At 71.6% G+C, this 17,052-nt stretch carries 13 protein-coding genes and 1 tRNA gene; 7 read left to right on the top strand and 7 right to left on the bottom strand.

The genetic code is table 11. From position 1 onward, the window contains the following. Positions 1 to 84 precede the first annotated feature (84 nt). The 3 genes from ACFWYM_RS23045 (at position 85) to ACFWYM_RS23035 (ending at position 3,734) form a co-directional block, all read left to right on the top strand. Positions 85 to 1,122: an SGNH/GDSL hydrolase family protein gene (locus ACFWYM_RS23045; RefSeq protein WP_384840195.1), complete on the top strand. Its 1,038-nt coding sequence runs from the start codon at positions 85 to 87 to the stop codon at positions 1,120 to 1,122. Positions 1,123 to 1,430: 308 nt separating this feature from the next. Next, entirely contained in the window at positions 1,431 to 2,651 is a 1,221-nt protein-coding gene (locus tag ACFWYM_RS23040; protein WP_384840192.1) for an acetyl-CoA C-acetyltransferase, read from the top strand. A gap of 249 nt (positions 2,652 to 2,900) precedes the next feature. After that, positions 2,901 to 3,734 (top strand): hypothetical protein, encoded by an 834-nt coding sequence (locus ACFWYM_RS23035; protein WP_384840369.1) that lies wholly within the window; start codon positions 2,901 to 2,903, stop codon positions 3,732 to 3,734. Positions 3,735 to 3,779: 45 nt separating this feature from the next. On the opposite strand, the gene ACFWYM_RS23030 is transcribed toward ACFWYM_RS23035, so the two are convergent. Then, positions 3,780 to 4,091 (bottom strand): hypothetical protein, encoded by a 312-nt coding sequence (locus ACFWYM_RS23030; protein ID WP_384840189.1) that lies wholly within the window; start codon positions 4,089 to 4,091, stop codon positions 3,780 to 3,782. Positions 4,092 to 4,193: 102 nt separating this feature from the next. Here ACFWYM_RS23030 and ACFWYM_RS23025 point away from each other — a divergent pair, with 102 nt between their 5' ends. Beyond that, a complete protein-coding gene (locus ACFWYM_RS23025) occupies positions 4,194 to 4,424 on the top strand; it encodes a DUF4287 domain-containing protein (RefSeq protein ID WP_384840187.1) in 231 nt (76 codons plus the stop codon). A 110-nt stretch (positions 4,425 to 4,534) separates the two neighbouring features. Here the strand turns inward: ACFWYM_RS23025 and ACFWYM_RS23020 are convergent, their stop codons facing one another. The 3 genes from ACFWYM_RS23020 to ACFWYM_RS23010 form a co-directional block, all read right to left on the bottom strand. After that, on the bottom strand, positions 4,535 to 5,449 hold the full coding sequence (locus tag ACFWYM_RS23020) for a Bax inhibitor-1/YccA family protein (protein ID WP_384840185.1): 915 nt from the start codon (positions 5,447 to 5,449) through the stop codon (positions 4,535 to 4,537). A 259-nt stretch (positions 5,450 to 5,708) separates the two neighbouring features. Further along, entirely contained in the window at positions 5,709 to 7,103 is a 1,395-nt protein-coding gene (locus ACFWYM_RS23015; RefSeq protein ID WP_384840182.1) for an MFS transporter, read from the bottom strand. 9 nt (positions 7,104 to 7,112) lie between these two features. Next, positions 7,113 to 8,297, bottom strand: a complete 1,185-nt coding sequence (locus tag ACFWYM_RS23010; RefSeq protein ID WP_384840179.1) for a 4-hydroxybenzoate 3-monooxygenase — start codon at positions 8,295 to 8,297, stop codon at positions 7,113 to 7,115. Between the two features lie 171 nt (positions 8,298 to 8,468). Here ACFWYM_RS23010 and ACFWYM_RS23005 point away from each other — a divergent pair, with 171 nt between their 5' ends. Then, positions 8,469 to 10,127: an IclR family transcriptional regulator C-terminal domain-containing protein gene (locus ACFWYM_RS23005; protein WP_384840176.1), complete on the top strand. Its 1,659-nt coding sequence runs from the start codon at positions 8,469 to 8,471 to the stop codon at positions 10,125 to 10,127. 55 nt (positions 10,128 to 10,182) lie between these two features. Here the strand turns inward: ACFWYM_RS23005 and ACFWYM_RS23000 are convergent. Continuing rightward, positions 10,183 to 10,265 (bottom strand) — tRNA-Leu (locus ACFWYM_RS23000). A gap of 404 nt (positions 10,266 to 10,669) precedes the next feature. Between ACFWYM_RS23000 and ACFWYM_RS22995 the strand changes: the two genes are divergently transcribed. Both ACFWYM_RS22995 and ACFWYM_RS22990 read left to right on the top strand, forming a co-directional pair. Further along, positions 10,670 to 11,440, top strand: a complete 771-nt coding sequence (locus tag ACFWYM_RS22995) for an ABC transporter ATP-binding protein (RefSeq protein WP_384840173.1) — start codon at positions 10,670 to 10,672, stop codon at positions 11,438 to 11,440. Positions 11,441 to 11,492: 52 nt separating this feature from the next. Continuing rightward, positions 11,493 to 14,015 (top strand): ABC transporter permease, encoded by a 2,523-nt coding sequence (locus ACFWYM_RS22990; RefSeq protein ID WP_384840170.1) that lies wholly within the window; start codon positions 11,493 to 11,495, stop codon positions 14,013 to 14,015. A gap of 69 nt (positions 14,016 to 14,084) precedes the next feature. On the opposite strand, the gene ACFWYM_RS22985 is transcribed toward ACFWYM_RS22990, so the two are convergent. Next, the gene (locus tag ACFWYM_RS22985; protein WP_384840167.1) at positions 14,085 to 15,392 is read right to left on the bottom strand and encodes a class I SAM-dependent methyltransferase; all 1,308 of its coding nucleotides are present in this window, start codon (positions 15,390 to 15,392) and stop codon (positions 14,085 to 14,087) included. A gap of 227 nt (positions 15,393 to 15,619) precedes the next feature. Further along, entirely contained in the window at positions 15,620 to 17,023 is a 1,404-nt protein-coding gene (locus tag ACFWYM_RS22980; protein ID WP_384840164.1) for an NAD(P)/FAD-dependent oxidoreductase, read from the bottom strand. Positions 17,024 to 17,052 lie beyond the last annotated feature (29 nt).

Raw genomic sequence — 17,052 nt, 5'->3', positions numbered from 1 at the left:
TCGATTGCGATTGGCCGACCGCCTCGACTGGGCAATGGTTGGGTGAACGGCTGCGCACGATTTTCGCGGAGGTGGCTGCGGGGCATGTCGAGGGCGAGGGTGGCACGGCGGATCGCCGCGGGTGCGGCGTATGGCGGTGGCGGCATCGGGCTGGTCGGGGCGGCGGCGGTCGGCGTGGTGCTCGCCGAGGTGCAGCTGGCGAAGCGGAGCGTGGGCAACGGCGAACGGACCGATCCGCCCCGCGCCGACGGCCGCTACGGCGGCGCGTTCGCGCGCACGGACCACTACGGCCCCGTCCTGGAGCCCATCGAACCCGTACGGTTCGCCATGCTCGGCGACTCGACGGCCGCGGGCCAGGGCGTGCACCGGGCCCGGCAGACCCCGGCGGCGCTGCTCGCCTCGGGGCTCGCGGCGGTGGCCGAGCGGCCCGTGGAGCTGCGCAACGTGGCGCTGCCGGGGGCCCAGTCGGACGACCTGGACCGGCAGGTGACGCTGATCCTCGCGGACGGGGGGTGGGTGCCGGACGTCTGCGTCGTGATGATCGGCGCGAACGACGTGACGCACCGGATGCCGCCCACGCGGTCGGTGCGTCATCTGTCGGCGGCGGTCCGCAGGCTCCGTACCGCCGGGGCGGAGGTGGTCGTCGGCACCTGCCCCGACCTGGGCACGGTGGAGAACGTCTACCAGCCCCTGCGCTGGCTGGCCCGCCGCGTCTCCCGGCAGCTCGCGGCCGCGCAGACGATCGGCGTGGTGGAGCAGGGCGGCCGCACGGTCTCGCTCGGCGACCTCCTGGGCCCCGAATTCGCCGCGAACCCAAGGGAGTTGTTCGGACCGGACAACTACCACCCCTCGGCGGAGGGCTATGCGACGGCGGCGATGGCGGTCCTGCCCACCCTCTGCGCGGCCCTCGGCCTCTGGCCCGAGGAGGAGCGCCCCGACGCCTCCCGCCACGAGGGCTTCCTGCCGGTGGCACGGGCCGCGGCACAGGCGGCGGCGGAGGGCGGCACGGAGGTCGCGGCGGCGATGCCCACGGGTCCGCGCGGCCCCTGGGCCCTGCTGAAGCGGCGCCGCCGCCGTCGCATCACAGCACCGGAACCGGCGGTCCCCCTCGCAGCGGAGTAACTCCCCCGAGGGGGCACCCTTCCCCACCGATCCGCACCGGCCCCTCTACGCCGCCCCACGCCGGCCCTTCCCTGCCGCCCCACCCCGCCGCGGAGCGGCAGAGACCATCCCCGGCGCGGAGCGCCGGAGAAGAGCGGCACCCCCGTAGGGCGCCCCAGAGCTCCCGCCGCGCCCAAGCGGCCTGAGCGCCCGCTTAGAAATGCGTCCGGGGTCACACGCCCACGACCGTGACCTTTGCGGTACGTACGGGTAACTTCCCTCACGGTCCTGCCTGCTGCAAGCAACATGCAACCCCTCCTGGAGCCGTGATGCCCGAAGCCGTGATCGTTTCTGCCGCCCGCTCCCCGATCGGCCGCGCCGGAAAGGGGTCCCTCAAGGAGCTCCGCCCCGACGACCTGACCGCCACGATCATCCAGGCCGCGCTCGCCAAGGTGCCCGAGCTCGACCCGCGCGACATCGACGACCTGATGCTCGGCTGCGGTCTGCCCGGCGGCGAGCAGGGGCACAACCTCGGCCGCATCGTCGCCGTACAGATGGGCATGGACCACCTGCCGGGCTGCACCGTCACCCGCTACTGCTCCAGCTCCCTGCAGACCTCCCGCATGGCCCTGCACGCCATCAAGGCGGGCGAGGGTGACGTCTTCATCTCCGCGGGCGTGGAGACGGTGTCCCGGTTCGCCAAGGGATCGAGCGACGGGCTCCCGGACACCCACAACCCGCTCTTCGCCGACGCCGAGGCCCGCACCAAGGCCGTCGCCGAGTCCACGGGCTCCAGCTGGCACGACCCGCGCGAGGACGGCCTGATCCCGGACGCGTACATCGCGATGGGCCAGACCGCCGAGAACCTGGCCCGCGTCAAGGGCGTCACCCGCCAGGACATGGACGAGTTCGGCGTCCGCTCGCAGAACCTCGCCGAGGAAGCCATCAAGAACGGCTTCTGGGAGCGCGAGATCACCCCGGTCACCACCCCCGACGGCACGGTCGTCAGCAAGGACGACGGGCCGCGCGCGGGCGTGACCCTGGAGGGCGTCCAGGGCCTCAAGCCCGTCTTCCGCCCCGACGGCCTGGTCACCGCCGGCAACTGCTGCCCGCTGAACGACGGCGCCGCCGCCCTCGTGATCATGAGCGACACCAAGGCCCGCGAGCTCGGCCTCACCCCGCTCGCCCGCATCGTCTCCACCGGCGTCACCGGCCTCTCCCCCGAGATCATGGGCCTCGGCCCGGTCGAGGCCAGCAAGCAGGCCCTGAAGCGCGCCGGGCTCACCATCGACGACATCGACCTGGTCGAGATCAACGAGGCGTTCGCCGCCCAGGTGATCCCGAGCTACCGGGACCTCGGCGTCGACATCGACAAGCTCAACGTCAACGGCGGAGCGATCGCCGTCGGCCACCCCTTCGGCATGACGGGCGCCCGCATCACCGGCACGCTCATCAACTCCCTCCAGTTCCACGACAAGCAGTTCGGCCTGGAGACCATGTGCGTCGGCGGCGGCCAGGGCATGGCCATGGTCATCGAGCGCCTCAGCTGACAACGGGAAGCAGGCGGTCGTGAGCGGACCGTCGCCCTCCACCTGTTCGTGATCCAATCTCCCCCAGGATGTGACCAATCTCCTGGGGGAGACATATATGTGCAGGTCAGAGCGTTCTGTAGCTAAACCCCGGGCCGAAAGACCTGTCCAATTCGTGACGTAATGCACTGACAGGTGGATCGTGCAGGCTTCAAGCTGATGTAGGAAGTCGGGGGTCGACTTGAAACCGGGAGTACGTCAGTGAGCGCCATGCCTCTTGCCCTGCTGCTCTCCACGGCCGCTGCCACGGCCGTGGGCGCTGCCGCCCTGCTCACCGTGCGCGGCCTGCGGAAGCAGCTCGCGGAGATCACAGTTCTCCGTGCCGAGCTGGCCGAGTACCGCTCGGCCGTCGGCACCGGGCAGCAGCACCCCTCGGTGCCCGCCGCCCGCACCACGCCGGACACCGACGAGATACGCGCGGCCGTCGCCGAGGCCCTCGCCGAGGAGCGGGAGCGCGAGCTGGCCGAGGCCCGGGCGTTCTGGGCCGCCCAGGAGGCGCGTGACGTCTCGGACGCCCCCTCCCTGCTGAGCGGCCTGCCCGGCATCACCGACGAGCTGTTCCTGCCCCGCCAGGCGGACCTCGCGGGCCTGGAGTCGGACAGCCTGGAGCCGGTCGTCGAGCCCTTCCCGGAGCAGTCGACCGACGAATTCACCGGAGAGTCCCCGGAGTTGGCCGCGGCCCGCCGCCGCCACCCCTCGCACCCGGACTTCGTCCCGGTCCAGTCGCCCGTCTCGGACGGCCCCGGCGACCACGAGCGCACCGTGGCCTGTCTGGAGGAGCTCGCCGACGCCCGCACCGCGCTGGCCGACGTCCGCCCTGGCCCGCTCGGCACCCTCGACGTGTACGTCTTCGCCGACGGCACGACGCTCTGCATGACCCCGGGCCACCGCGAGACGGCGGAGCTGCTCGCCGCCGCCCTGCGCGACGGCCGGACCCCGTTCCTGCTCGGCGGCTCCGGCGTCTCCGGCGCCTACGCCCTCACCTTCGAGTGCGGCTCCGAGAACGTCTACATCCTGGCCGACCGCGTCATCGCCTCGGTCTGAGGCCGGACGGGCCCGTACGACTGCGTACGCCAGAGCGGGGCTCCCTCAGACCCCCGCCCTGCGCACCGACTCCTCGACCAGCGTGACCGCGTCCGCGAGATCGGCCGGATCGTCCAGTACGACGGCCAGATCCCGCCCCGCGACGACGATTTGGTCGGCGGCGGCGAACATCCCGGCGTCCGGCATCTCGCGCGGCTCCGCGTCCGGCGACTCGATGCGCTGCGCCCGCACCGCCAACTCCCTGGCCAGAGCCAGCGCCTCGGCCGCGGCCCCGCGCTGCAGGCGGCTCTGCGGCGCCGCCCTGAGCCGGTCGGCGAAATGGTCCACGGCACTCGTCAAAGGCGTCGTATCAAGCACTCCGCGACCCTATGCGCCAAGCCGGGACTGTTGCCAATGCCCCAACGCTCAGGCACGGTGGCGTGAAGGACGGAACACATCGCGACGCGTCCGGAGGCGCCGATGTCCCAAGTCTTCTCTGAGGAGACCCACCGCAACCTGCTCGCCCGCATCCCCCACTGCACCGGCCGTGAAGTCTCCGACTGGCTGCGCGCAGTTGACGAAGGCCCCGCTCTCTTCCGGTTCGAGGAGAAGGTCAGCTGGCTCCGCGCCGAGCACAACCTCGCGTACGGCCACGCAAAAGCGATCATTCACGAGTACGACCTGCGGCGAGCATCGCGGCGACTGCTCTGACTCCCCCTGAAGTCCCCTCACTGATACGCACCTACGACGAAGGGCCCGCGGACCGGGAGGTCCGCGGGCCCTTCGGGCGTCTCACGCCCCGAACGGGGCCGTCAGAGCCGTCAGTCGTTGCCCTGCAGGATCGCGATGAGCCGCAGGAACTCCATGTAGATCCAGACCAGCGTCATCGTCAGGCCGAAGGCCGCCAGCCAGGCTTCCTCCTTCGGGGCGCCGTACGCGATGCCGTCCTCGACCTGCTTGAAGTCGAGCGCCAGGAAGCAGGCGCCGAGCAGCACGCCGACGATGCCGAACACGATGCCGAGGCCGCCGCTGCGGAAGCCGAGGCCGTCACCGCCGCCGAAGGCCATGAACAGCAGGTTCACCGCCGTGAGCAGCAGGAAGCCGAGCGCGGCCGCCATCACGAAGCCGTAGAAGCGGCGGTTGACGCGGATCCAGCCCGCCTTGTACGCCACCAGGACGGCGATGAAGACCGCCATCGTGCCGAGCACGGCCTGCATGGCCGCGCCGCTCGCGATGCGGTTGTCGACGACGCTGGAGACGACGCCGAGGAAGACGCCCTCGAGCGCCGCGTACGAAACGATCAGCGCGGGGGACGCCTTGCGCTTGAACGCCTGGACCAGGCCGAGCACCATCGCGACGAGGCCGGCGCCGATCGCGATGCCGTACGACTTGCTGATGTTGGCGTCGTCTACCGGCAGGAGCGCCCAGGCGAGCGCCGCCGTCACGACGAGGATGCCGAGTGTGGTGGCCGTGCGCATGACGACGTCGTCCATCGTCATGCGGCCCGCGGTGGTGACGGGCGCCTGCGGCGCGCCGTGCTGGAGGTCCTGCTGGGCGTACGGGTTGTTCGCGTACGGGTTCGCCTGCGTGCCCTGGGCATACGGGTTGCCCTGGGCGTACGGGTTGCCCTGCGTCCCTACGGCGGGTCCCCCGGCCTGCGGCTGCGCGCCGAAGCCGGCGTAGCCGTTGTCGCGGCTGAACCCCCGTCGCGAGAAGACCGGGTTACTGCTCCTCATTTCACTCCTCCATGGCCAACGGTGTGTGGGCCTTGGCTCAAGGGTAATGGGCTGGCAAAGATCTGGCCCTACTGCTCAGGGAGGATCTTTCCCCATCTGCTACGGGGAACGCTCGCCGAGGCCCCGGTGTTCCGGCCGCCCGTACGGTCCGTACGGCTCTTCCTGCGCACCAGCGGCACCAACGAGATCGCCACGGCGCCGAGACTGCATTCTCCCGGGGGACGACCCCCGGACCCCCAGCCGGAAAGACACCGGCCCCCTACTCGGCCCGACGGGTGCGCCGGAAGTCCACTGCCTGCTGCTCGAGCAGCCCGCTCGCGTTACGGGCATCACTGGCCGTGATGCCGTGTCCGCGTCCCACTGCCCGGCGCACCAGCGGCACCAACGAGATCGCCACGGCGCCGAGTATCGCGGCCACCGCGAACGTGGTGAAGCCCAGGGAGGCGTTTCCGTCCTCGATCACGGCGCCGCCGAGCCACGGGCCCACGACCGCCCCGGTCCGCCCCACCCCGGTCACCCAGCCGAGCCCGGTGGCGCGCTGTGCGGGTGTGTAGACGGAGGGAGCGGTCGCGTAGACCATGACCTGCGCCGAGAAGAGCCAGACGCCGGTCACGAAGACGACCGCGTAGGCGACGCCCAGCGGCAGCTCCGCCCTGAGCAGGAAGGCCCCGCAGGCGGTGAGCAGGAACCAGAGCGCCGAGACCTTCACGGCCCCGAAGCGGTCGGCCGCGCGCCCGGCGACCAGCATGCCGACGATGCCGCCCGCGTTGATCACCATCAGGAAGGTGACGGAGGAGGAGAGCGAGTACCCGGAGGCACGCATCAGCTCGGGCAGCCAGGTGGAGACCCCGTAGACGAGGAGCAGGCCCGCGAAGGAGGCGATCCACAGGAGCGGAGTCGCGAGGCGCGAGCCCGGCGCGAAGAGGGAGAGGACAGCGGCGAACCGGCCGCGCGCGCCCGCCTCGGGGGCGTCGGCGGGCGTCGGCGCGGGCAGCCCGTAGCGGGCGGCGACGGCCCCGGCCCGGTCCGCGTGCCCCTTGGCGAGCAGCACGGCGGGCGACTCGGGCAGCCACTTCAGGACGAGGGGGACGGCGACCACGGCCGGGATGACGCCCGCCCAGAACACCCACCGCCAGCCGTGGTCGGGCGCGACGGCGAGGCCGATGCCCGTGGCCGCCATGCCGCCCGCGTGGTACGAGGTCATCATCAGGCCGGTGGCGAGGGCGGCCCGCCCCGGCGGCGCGAACTCGGCGACGATCGCAAGGCCGATCGGCATGAGCCCGCCGAGCCCGAGCCCGGCGAGGAACCGCCCGCCCCCGAACACCTCGGCGCTCGGCGCCAGCGCGCACAGCGCGGAGCCCGCCGAGAACAGCACCACGCTCCCGGTGACCATCGGCTTGCGCCCGGCCCAGTCGGTGAGCGTCCCGGCGGCGAGCGCGCCGAGCAGCATCCCGAAGGTGGTCCAGCTCCCGATGGTGCCCGCGGTGCCGGGGCTGAAGCCGAGGTCCGGGTCGTCGATGAGGTGGGGCAGGACGGCCCCGTAGATGTTGACGTCCATCCCGTCGAAGAAGACGACGAGCCAGCACAGGGCGATGACGGGGGCGACGGATCTGAAGGTGTGCTGCGGGGTGCGCTGCGAGGTGTGCTGCTGCATGGCCAGCTCTCAGTCGAGGGGGAAACCGGTGTAGGCGGTGGCGAGGTCCGTCTCGGCCGCGCGGGACGTCGTGATGCGGTCGAGCCGGGCCAGCTGGATGCGGTCGTCGAAGGGGGTGGCGTCGGGGCCGCGGTGCAGAAGGGTCGTCATGGCGTACGAGAAGCGCTCGGCCTGCCAGACGCGGCGCAGACAGGTCGCGGAGTACGCGTCCAGGCGCGCCGCCTCCCCCGTCTCCCGCCGGTGGATCAGCGCGCGGGCGAACGTGACGACGTCCCCGACCGCGAGGTTGAGGCCCTTGGCCCCGGTCGGCGGCACGATGTGCGCGGCGTCCCCGGCGAGGAAGAGCCGCCCGTGCCGCATCGGCTCGTGCACGTAACTGCGCATCGGGGTCACGGACTTGGCGGTGACGGGCCCGCGCTCCAGCTTCCAGGCGTCGTCGGTCTCCAGGCGCCGGTCCAGCTCGTCCCAGACCTCGGTGTCGCTCCAGTCGTGCGCGTCGGTGCCCTCGGGGACCTGGAGGTAGGCGCGGGTCACGGTCGGCGACCGCATGCTCAGGAGCGCGAAGCCGCGGTCGTGGCGGGCGTAGACCAACTCGTCGTGGGAGGGCGGCACATCGGCGAGGATGCCGAGCCAGCCGAAGGGGTACGTGCGCTCGTACGTGCGCGAGACGCCCTGCGGGACCGCCTTCCTGGACACCCCCCAGAAGCCGTCGCAGCCCACCACGTAGTCGCAGTCGAGGACCTCCTCGCGGCCCTCGTGCCGGTAGCGGATCCGCGGCCGCTCGCTCTCGCCCTCCTCCAGACCTTCCACCGCGAGCGCCTCCGCCTCGAACAACAGGGGGCCGCCGTCGGCGAGTTGGAGCGCGATGAGGTCCTTGCACACCTCGGTCTGCGCGTACACCATCACCGACTTGCCGCCGGTGAGCGCCGGGAAGTCGACGCGGTGCCTGCGCCGGTCGAAGCGCAGCTCGATCCCGTCGTGCGGCAGCCCCTCGCGGTCCATGCGCGCCCCGGCCCCGGCCGCGCGCAGCACGTCGACGGTGCCCTGCTCCAGGATCCCGGCCCGCTGCCGCCGCTCCACGTACGCGCGGTCGCGGCTCTCCAGGACGACCGCGTCGATGCCCGCTTCGTGCAGGAGGCGGGCGAGGAGGAGCCCGGCGGGCCCGGCTCCGATGATCCCGACGGTGGTGCGCATGTGCCGTTCCCCTCCCGCGTGGCCACCCGGCCTGTTCGCCTGGTGAACTTTCGTTCATACTGTGCGGACGGGAGTCTCGGACCGTGGCGGGGCGCTGTCAACGGTCGTGCACCAAGGAACACCAAGGAACTTCCGCGCTTCCGCACCTTCCGTACGACACGAAGGAGCCCCATGCCCGCCAGGCCCGCCACACCCGCCAGGCCCGAAGAGTCGGTACGCCCCCTGGAGCGCGGCCTCGCCGTCCTGCGCGCCCTCACGGACGCCGGGCAGGCGCGGGCGAGCGACCTGGTCCGGGCGACGGGCCTGGCCCGCTCCACGGTCGACCGCGTCGTGGCGACCCTGGTCCACCTCGGCTATGTCCGCGAGCACCGCCAGGACCTGCACCCCACGCCCCGCCTCATGGAGCTCGGCAACGCCTACCTGGCCGCGGGCGACCCACAGGGCGCGATCGCCGCCCGCACCGCCGCGCTCGCCGACGAGCTGGACGAGTCGGTGTCCCTGGCCGTGCCGGACGGCGACGGCGTCCGCTTCACCGCCCAGGCCGCCCGCCGCCGCGCCCTCTCCGTCGCCTTCCGCATCGGCGACCTGCTGCCCCCCGAACGGTGCGCGCCCGGCGCCCTGTTCGCCGCCGACTGGGACGAGGACCGCTGGGCCTCCTGGCGCGAGCGCCGCGCCACCGACCCCGGCGGCCGCGCCTTCCCCGCGCTCCCGCCGCACCCCACCGCCGACCCCCCGGACCTCGCCGCCCGCGTCGCCGCCGCGACCGCCGCGGGCCACGCCCTCGACGACCAGCTGATCGAGCCGGGCCTGATCGCGGTGGCCGTCCCGGTCCGGGACGCGACGGGCCGCACCCGCTGCGCCCTGTCCGCGGTGAGCCACACGAGCAGGCACACGGCGGCGGGCCTGGCGGCGGCGGTCCTGCCCCGCCTGCGCGCGGAGGCGGAGGCCCTCACCCCGCTGCTCCCCACTCAACCCCCGCCGCCCTCACCCCTGCTGACGGACCATCATCCTGTGACGGCGGACCCCAGGAGCGAACTGGGCGCGGCCTACCTCCAGTCCCTGGCCCGCGGCCTCACCGTCCTGCGCGCCCTCGGCCGGGCGGGCGGCGACGGACTGCCCCTGACGGCGCTCGCCGACGCCACCGGCCTGCCCCGCGCCACCGCCCGCCGGCTGCTGCACACCCTGCAGGCCGAGGGCTACGCGGCCCACGACGGCCGCCACTACCGCCCCCTCCCCCGCGTTCTCGAGCTCGGCTACGCCCGCCTCTCCCGCCTGGGCCTCGCCGAGCTCGCCGAGCCGCATCTGCGCCGGCTCACCGACCGGGTGCACGAGTCGGCGTCGGTGACCGTCCTCGACGGCACCGACATCCTGTACGTGGCGCGGGCGGCGACGGTGCGCATCATGAGCGTCCACATCACGCTCGGCACCCGCTTCCCGGCGTACGCCACCGCGATGGGCCGCGTCCTGCTGTCCGGGCTCCCCCGCCCCGACCGCGAGCGCGCCCTCGCCGCCGCCGCGCCCCGGCCCCTCACCCGGCGCACGGTCACGGACGGCGCCGCCCTGCTCGCCCTGCTGGACCGCGCGGCCGAGGACGGGTACGCGACGGCGGACGAGGAGCTGGAGGAGGGGCTGCGCTCGGTCGCGGTGCCGCTGCGGGACGCGGACGGCCGGGTGATCGCGGCCCTGAACGTCGCCCAGCACCCCGGGGTCACACCCCTGGACGCCGCCCGCGACGCCCTGCTGCCCGCCCTGCGCGAGACGGCGGCGGCGATCGAGGCGGATCTGCACACGGCGGCCCGATTCAACTCCCTTGCCCCACGCGTGAACTGATGCTCCCTCAGGCATATCCGCCATATACAGGGGGAGACGACCAGCGTCACGGAGGTGCCCGGAGCCGGACTCGAACCGGCACGCCCCCGAGGGGCAGCGAGGTTTAAGCTCGCCGTGTCTGCATTCCACCATCCGGGCAGGCCGTGGGGCTCCGCATCAGGGCTTTGACCCTATCGGGACCTATCCCCCAAACAGCGGAACGACAGCGCAACGTTGTCTTATTTTATTGACGTCTGAGGGTGCATCAGCCGAGGTGATGAGCCATCGGTACTTGCCGGAGGCGCTTCCACGGCCGCGGGCCCGGACAGCGGCTCCAGTCGGGAATGACGGAATTTAGCCGCCGTGAGCGACTCCGGGAGCGGTTCCCCTTCTCAGGGGAGGCCGTCATCCCCAGGTATGACACGGGCGCCCCGGGTCCGACTGCAGAGGGCCCCGGGAACGGGAACAGCGGCTGACTACACCGGGGAAATCGGCACCGAGGATGGGATCACGTCCCCAGCCGGGACGCCTCCCCAGCAGCCGCACGACAGGAGCACCCGCCCGTGACCACCACACCCCTCGCCCACCGCGCCACCGCCGTGGCCGCGCGCGCCACGGATCTGTCCAAGGTCTACGGACAGGGCGAGACCCAGGTGGTCGCCCTGGACCGGGTCTCCGTCGACTTCGGGAAGGGCGAGTTCACCGCGATCATGGGCCCCTCGGGGTCCGGCAAGTCGACGCTGATGCACTGCGTGGCCGGGCTCGACAGCTTCAGCAGCGGGTCGGTGCGCATCGGCGAGACCGAGCTCGGGTCCCTGAAGGACAAGCAGCTCACCAAGCTCCGCCGGGACAAGATCGGCTTCATCTTCCAGGCGTTCAACCTGCTGCCGACCCTGACCGCGCTGGAGAACATCACGCTCCCGATGGACATCGCGGGCCGCAAGCCCGACAAGCAGTGGCTGGAGCAGGTGATCTCCATGGTCGGCCTCTCCGGGCGGCTCAGCCACCGGCCCACCGAGCTCTCCGGCGGCCAGCAGCAGCGCGTCGCCGTGGCCCGCGCGCTCGCCTCGCAGCCCGAGATCATCTTCGGTGACGAGCCGACCGGAAACCTGGACTCGCGCTCGGGCGCCGAGGTCCTCGGCTTCCTGCGCAACTCCGTGCGGGAGCTGGGCCAGACCGTCGTCATGGTCACCCACGACCCGGTGGCCGCCGCGTACGCGGACCGCGTGATCTTCCTCGCGGACGGCCGCGTCGTCGACGAGATGCCGCACCCGACCGCCGACAGCGTGCTCGACCGCATGAAGCACTTCGACGCCAAGGGCCGCACCAGCTAAGCCCGTTCAGCGCCCTCCCACTCCGGCTCGCCCCTCACAGGACTTCACACCCATGTTCCGTACCGCCCTGCGCAATGTGCTCGCGCACAAGGCCAGGCTGTTGATGACCGTGCTCGCCGTCATGCTCGGCGTCGCCTTCGTCTCCGGCACCCTGGTCTTCACCGACACCTTCGGCAACGCCTACAAGAACAAGTCGGCGAAGAGCTTCGACCACGTCTCCGTCGCCATCCAGCCGGACGGCGGCGCCGCCCCGGACAACGACGGCCAGGACGCCAAGACGACGCCCCGGCTCACCGACGGCCTCCTGAAGAAGGCCGCCGCCCTGCCCGGCGCGGACTCCGCGATCGGCGGCGTCTCCGGCTTCACCGCGCTCGCCGACAAGGACGGCAAGCTCGTCGGCGGCGACTGGGGCACCACCGGCGCCAACTACTACCCGGGCAAGGACGGCAAGGACCCCCGGTACACCTTCACCGAGGGCGCCGCCCCGACGTCCGCGGCGGGCATCGCCCTGGACTCCCGTACCGCCGAGCGCACCGGCTACAAGGTGGGCGACACCGTCCGCTACTCCACCGACGGGCCCGTGAAGACCGCCAAGGTCAGCGGCATCTTCGACACCGACGACGGCAGCGTCCTCGCGGGCGGCTCCCTCGTCGTCTTCGACAACGACACCGCCCGCAAGGCCCTCGGCAAGAGCGAGTACGACGAGATCGACGTCAAGGCCGCCGCCGGGACGGGCGAGAGCGCGCTCAAGGGCTCCGTCGAGAAGATCCTGCCGAAGGACACCGAGGCCAAGACCGGCTCACAACTCTCCGCCGACCAGGACTCCATGATCGAGCAGCAGACCAGCTCGATGAGCCAGGTCCTGCTGATCTTCGCCGGGATCGCGCTCTTCGTCGGCATCTTCATCATCGCCAATACCTTCACCATGCTGGTCGCCCAGCGCACCAAGGAGCTCGCCCTGATGCGCGCCGTCGGTGCCTCGCGCCGCCAGGTGACGCGCTCCGTGCTCATCGAGGCGGGCATCGTCGGCCTGGTCGCCGCCGTCACCGGCTTCGCGCTCGGCATCGGCGTGGCCGTGGGCCTGGAGTCCCTGATGAACTCCGCCGGTGCCTCGCTGCCCGACGGGCCGCTCGTCATCGCCCCGACGACGATCCTCGTCGCGCTGCTCATCGGCGTGGTCGTGACCATGCTGGCCGCCTGGCTGCCGGGCCGCCGCGCCGCGAAGATCCCGCCGGTCGCCGCGATGAACAGCGTGCACGCGACGCCGACCGTCCGCGGCCTGGTGGTCCGCAACACCATCGGCTCGCTGATCGTCGCCCTCGGCGTGCTCATGCTCTTCATGGACGACAACTACGTGAAGTCGGGCGGCGCGGGCATCGTGCTCGTCGGCGTCATCGTCCTGACCCCGCTGCTGTCCCGGCCCTTCATCGCCGCGTCGGCCCCGCTCCTGAAGCCCTTCGGCGTCACCGGCAAGCTGTCCCGGCTCAACTCGGTGCGCAACCCGCGCCGTACGGCCTCCACGGCCTCGGCCCTGATGATCGGCCTGACCCTCATCACCGCGATGACGGTCGTCGCGACCTCCATGAGCAGCGCCATCAACAAGATGGCCGCCGGCTCCCTGAAGGCCGACTACACCGTCTCCATGGCGAACTACCAGCCGCTGGCCCCCACGGTCCACAAGAAGCTGGCCGCGCTGCCCGACGTCGAGGCGAGCTCCCCGCTGCGCGCCGCCTACGGCGAGGCCGACGGCAGCTACAGCAAGATCTCCGGCGTCGACGCGAAGGACTTCGGCAAGCTGGTCAGCCTCGACTTCACCAGCGGCTCCCTCGCCGGCCTCAAGGGCAACGCGGCGCTCGTCGACAAGGCGACCGCCGACGAGAAGGGCCTCAAGGCGGGCGACACGATCCCCGTGAGGTTCGACGACAAGAAGACCGTGAACCTGAAGGTCGCGGGCGTCTACGAGCAGAACGAGATGATCGACGGCCTGTTCACGCCGACCTCCGTCGTCGACCCGCACCTCGACAAGATCGCCGATCAGCAGGTCCTGCTGAAGATGAAGGACGGCGCTTCCGACACGGCCGAGAACACCGTCGTCAAGGCCCTCGGCGACAACCCCGCCATCAAGATCCAGGACAAGCAGGCGATCAGCAACGAGATCGGCGGCGCCATCAACATGCTCCTGAACATGCTGTACGGGCTGCTCGCCATGGCGATCCTGATCGCGGTGCTCGGCGTCATCAACACCCTGGCCATGTCGGTCTTCGAGCGGAAGCACGAGATCGGGATGCTCCGCGCGATCGGCCTCGACCGCGCGAAGGTCAAGCAGATGGTGCGCCTGGAGTCGGTCGTCATCTCCCTGTTCGGCGCGGTGCTCGGCATCGGCCTCGGCCTCTTCCTCGGCTGGATCGCGGGCGGCACGATCGGCAACACCGTGAAGACGTACGCGATGGAGGTCCCCGTCGGCCGCATCGCGGTCTTCCTGGGGATCGCGGCGCTCGTGGGCGTCCTGGCGGCCGTCTGGCCGGCCCGGTCCGCGGCACGGCTGAACCCGCTGCAGGCGATCAAGTCCGAGTAGCCATACGAGAGTCGGGCCCCGTGCGCTCTCGCACGGGGCCCTTCTTCGTACGCACCGCGAGGTGGCGCCTCAGCGCCAGCTACGCGCCCGCAGCGGCAGGTGGGCCGCCCCGCTCTCCTCCGTCTTCACCGCGAGGACCTGGTTGACCCCGATCCGGTTGCGCTCGAAGGCGAGGGCCGACGCCGCCATGTAGAGGCGCCAGACGCGCGCCCGGCCCGGCGAGGTGAGGCGCTGGCCCTCCTTCCAGCGGGCCTCCAGGTTCGCGACCCAGCGGCGCAGCGTGAGGGCGTAGTGCTCGCGGATGGCCTCCAGGTCGCGCACCTCGAACCCGGCGCGTTCGAGCAGGGACACGGTGGTGCCGACCGGGGCGAGCTCGCCGTCCGGGAACACGTATGCGTCGATGAACTCGTCCACCGAGTACGCCGATTCGTCGGCCTGCGGGCGCCGCGCGATCTGGTGGTTCAGGAGCCGCCCGCCGGGTTTCAGGAGGGCGTACAGGTCCTGTGCGTACTCCAAGTACCGCTCGGCGCCGACGTGTTCGGCCATGCCGATGGAGGAGATCGCGTCGTACGGGCCGTCCCGCACGTCGCGGTAGTCCTGGACGCGGATCTCCACCCGGTCGGTGAGCCCCTCGTCGGCGACCCGCTTGCGGGCGTAGGCGGCCTGCTCCTGGGAGAGGGTCACACCGACGACGCTCACGCCGTACTCGCGGGCCGCGTGGATGGCCATGGAGCCCCAGCCGCAGCCGACGTCCAGGAGCCGCATGCCGGGCTTCAGGTCGAGCTTGCGGGCGATGAGTCCGAGCTTGTCGCGCTGCGCGTCCTCAAGGGTGGCGTCCGGCGACTCCCAGTAGGCGCACGAGTAGACCATCGACGGGCCGAGCACCAGCTCGTAGAAGTCGTTGCCGACGTCGTAGTGGTGGCTGATGGCCTGCCGGTCGCTGCCCTTGGTGTGCAGGTGGAGGCGGCCGCGCCGGCGCATCTCCTCGCGGGGCGGGGCGGGCGGCAGGAACGGCGCGGAGAGGGCGAGCAGCGAGCGGGCCGCGGCCCGGACCTCCGGGTCGCGCAGCGACTGGGCGAGGCTCTTCGCCTCCCCTTCCTGCCGCGGCGCCCGCTCCCAGATGAACCCGGCCAGCGCGTCGAGCGCCCGGTACAGGTCCCCGTCGACATCGATGTCCCCTGCCACCCAGGCGCGGGCGAGCCCCAGTTCGCCCGGCTTCCACAGGAGGCGGCGCAGGGCGCGGCGGTGACGCACCACCAGTACGGGGGCTCCGGGCGGGCCCTCCTCGGAGCCGTCCCAGGCGCGGATGCGCAGGGGAAGCGGTCCTCCCAACAGCTGCTCGGCGAGGTTCTTCAGCCGCAGTGCGGCGTCCTGCATGGCGCACACCTCCGTGGTGAACGGATCCCGGAACGGAACGGTCCAACACCACGTAAACACCAACAGGGCGCCACCGCAGTCCCGTTGCCGCGTTACGGATGAGCAAAATACATGTAGGCGCCATGGGTCTCGCTCGGCTCCCGGACCCGCCGACGGCACCCGGGAACGCCGAAGGGCCCCCTGCACCACGGATGGCAGGGGGCCCTTCGGTTCGCTTCAGCCGTCCGCTAGGACGCCTTGGCCTTCTCCTCGACGGGAGCCACGGCCGGTTCGACCTTGGCGGCCGCAGGCTTCGGCGCGGGCTTGGCCGCCTCGTAGAACTCCTCGCGCGGCGTCTCCATCGCACCGAGGGAGACGACCTCGCGCTTGAGGAACATGCCGAGCGTCCAGTCCGCGAAGACACGGATCTTGCGGTTGAACGTCGGCATCGCCATGCCGTGGTACGCGCGGTGCATGTACCAGGCGAGACGGCCCTTGAGCTTGATCTTCATCTTGCCCATGACGATCATCGCGACGCCCTTGTGCAGGCCGAGACCGGCGACCGCACCCTTGTTGGCGTGGCTGTACTCCTTCTGCGGGAAGCCCCGCATACCGGAGATCACGTTGTCGCCGAGGACCTTCGCCTGCCGCAGCGCGTGCTGGGCGTTCGGCGGGCACCAGGCGTTCTCGTTGCCCGCCTTGCGGCCGACCATGTCCGGCACCTGGGCGTTGTCGCCCGCGGCCCAGATGTAGTCGGTGCCCTGGACCTGGAGGGTCGTCTGAGTGTCGACGTGGCCGCGCGGGCCGAGCGGCAGACCGAAGCGCTGCAGCGCCGGGTTGGGCTTGACGCCCGCGGTCCACACGATGGTGTTGGAGTCGACCTCGAGGCCGTTCTTCAGGACCACGTGGCCGTCGACGCAGGAGTCCATCGACGTCGAGAGGTAGACCTCGACCCCGCGGCTCTCCAGGTGCTCCTTGCCGTACTGGCCGAGCTTGGGGCCGACCTCGGGGAGGATCTTGTCCGCGGCGTCGACGAGCACGAAGCGCATGTCCTCGCGCTTCACGCTGGTGTAGTACTTCGCCGCGTCGCGGGCCATGTCCTCGACCTCGCCGATGGTCTCCGCACCCGCGAAGCCACCGCCGACGAAGACGAAGGTCAGCGCCTTGCGGCGGACCTCCTCGTCGGTCGTGGAGTCAGCCTTGTCGAGCTGCTCGAGGACGTGGTTGCGCAGGCCGATGGCCTCCTCGATGCCCTTCATGCCGATGCCCTGCTCGGCGAGACCGGGGATCGGGAAGGTGCGGGAGACCGCGCCCATCGCGATGACGAGGTAGTCGAAAGGCAGCTCGTACGCCTCGCCGACGAGCGGCGCGATCGTGGCGACCTTGCGGTCCTGGTCGATGGTGGTGACCCGGCCGGTGAGGACTTCCGCCTTGGGCAGCACGCGTCGCAGCGGGACGACGACGTGCCGAGGCGAGATGCTGCCGGCCGCAGCTTCGGGGAGGAAGGGCTGGTACGTCATGTACGAGCGCGGGTCGACGACCGTGACGGTCGCCTCTCCGTAGCGCATCTTCTTCAGAATGCGTCGAGCTGCGTACAGGCCTACGTACCCACCGCCTACTACGAGGATCCTGGGACGCTCCGTGGTGCTCATGCCATCGAGTATCCACCCCCTTCGAGGGG

The organism is Streptomyces sp. NPDC059009 (assembly GCF_042740175.1).
In the GTDB taxonomy this organism is placed as follows: Bacteria; Actinomycetota; Actinomycetes; order Streptomycetales; family Streptomycetaceae; genus Streptomyces.
This window is presented reverse-complemented; position numbering and strand designations above follow the sequence as displayed.

Excerpts from the sequence above, each read along its gene's own strand:
- ACFWYM_RS23045 (WP_384840195.1), top strand. The coding sequence starts at position 85 with ATGTCGAGGGCGAGGGTGGCACGGCGGATCGCCGCGGGTGCGGCGTAT.
- ACFWYM_RS23040 (WP_384840192.1), top strand. The coding sequence starts at position 1,431 with ATGCCCGAAGCCGTGATCGTTTCTGCCGCCCGCTCCCCGATCGGCCGC.
- ACFWYM_RS23035 (WP_384840369.1), top strand. The coding sequence starts at position 2,901 with ATGCCTCTTGCCCTGCTGCTCTCCACGGCCGCTGCCACGGCCGTGGGC.
- ACFWYM_RS23025 (WP_384840187.1), top strand. The coding sequence starts at position 4,194 with ATGTCCCAAGTCTTCTCTGAGGAGACCCACCGCAACCTGCTCGCCCGC.
- ACFWYM_RS23020 (WP_384840185.1), bottom strand. The coding sequence starts at position 5,449 with ATGAGGAGCAGTAACCCGGTCTTCTCGCGACGGGGGTTCAGCCGCGAC.
- ACFWYM_RS23015 (WP_384840182.1), bottom strand. The coding sequence starts at position 7,103 with ATGCAGCAGCACACCTCGCAGCGCACCCCGCAGCACACCTTCAGATCC.
- ACFWYM_RS23010 (WP_384840179.1), bottom strand. The coding sequence starts at position 8,297 with ATGCGCACCACCGTCGGGATCATCGGAGCCGGGCCCGCCGGGCTCCTC.
- ACFWYM_RS23005 (WP_384840176.1), top strand. The coding sequence starts at position 8,469 with ATGCCCGCCAGGCCCGCCACACCCGCCAGGCCCGAAGAGTCGGTACGC.
- ACFWYM_RS22990 (WP_384840170.1), top strand. The coding sequence starts at position 11,493 with ATGTTCCGTACCGCCCTGCGCAATGTGCTCGCGCACAAGGCCAGGCTG.
- ACFWYM_RS22985 (WP_384840167.1), bottom strand. The coding sequence starts at position 15,392 with ATGCAGGACGCCGCACTGCGGCTGAAGAACCTCGCCGAGCAGCTGTTG.
- ACFWYM_RS22980 (WP_384840164.1), bottom strand. The coding sequence starts at position 17,023 with ATGAGCACCACGGAGCGTCCCAGGATCCTCGTAGTAGGCGGTGGGTAC.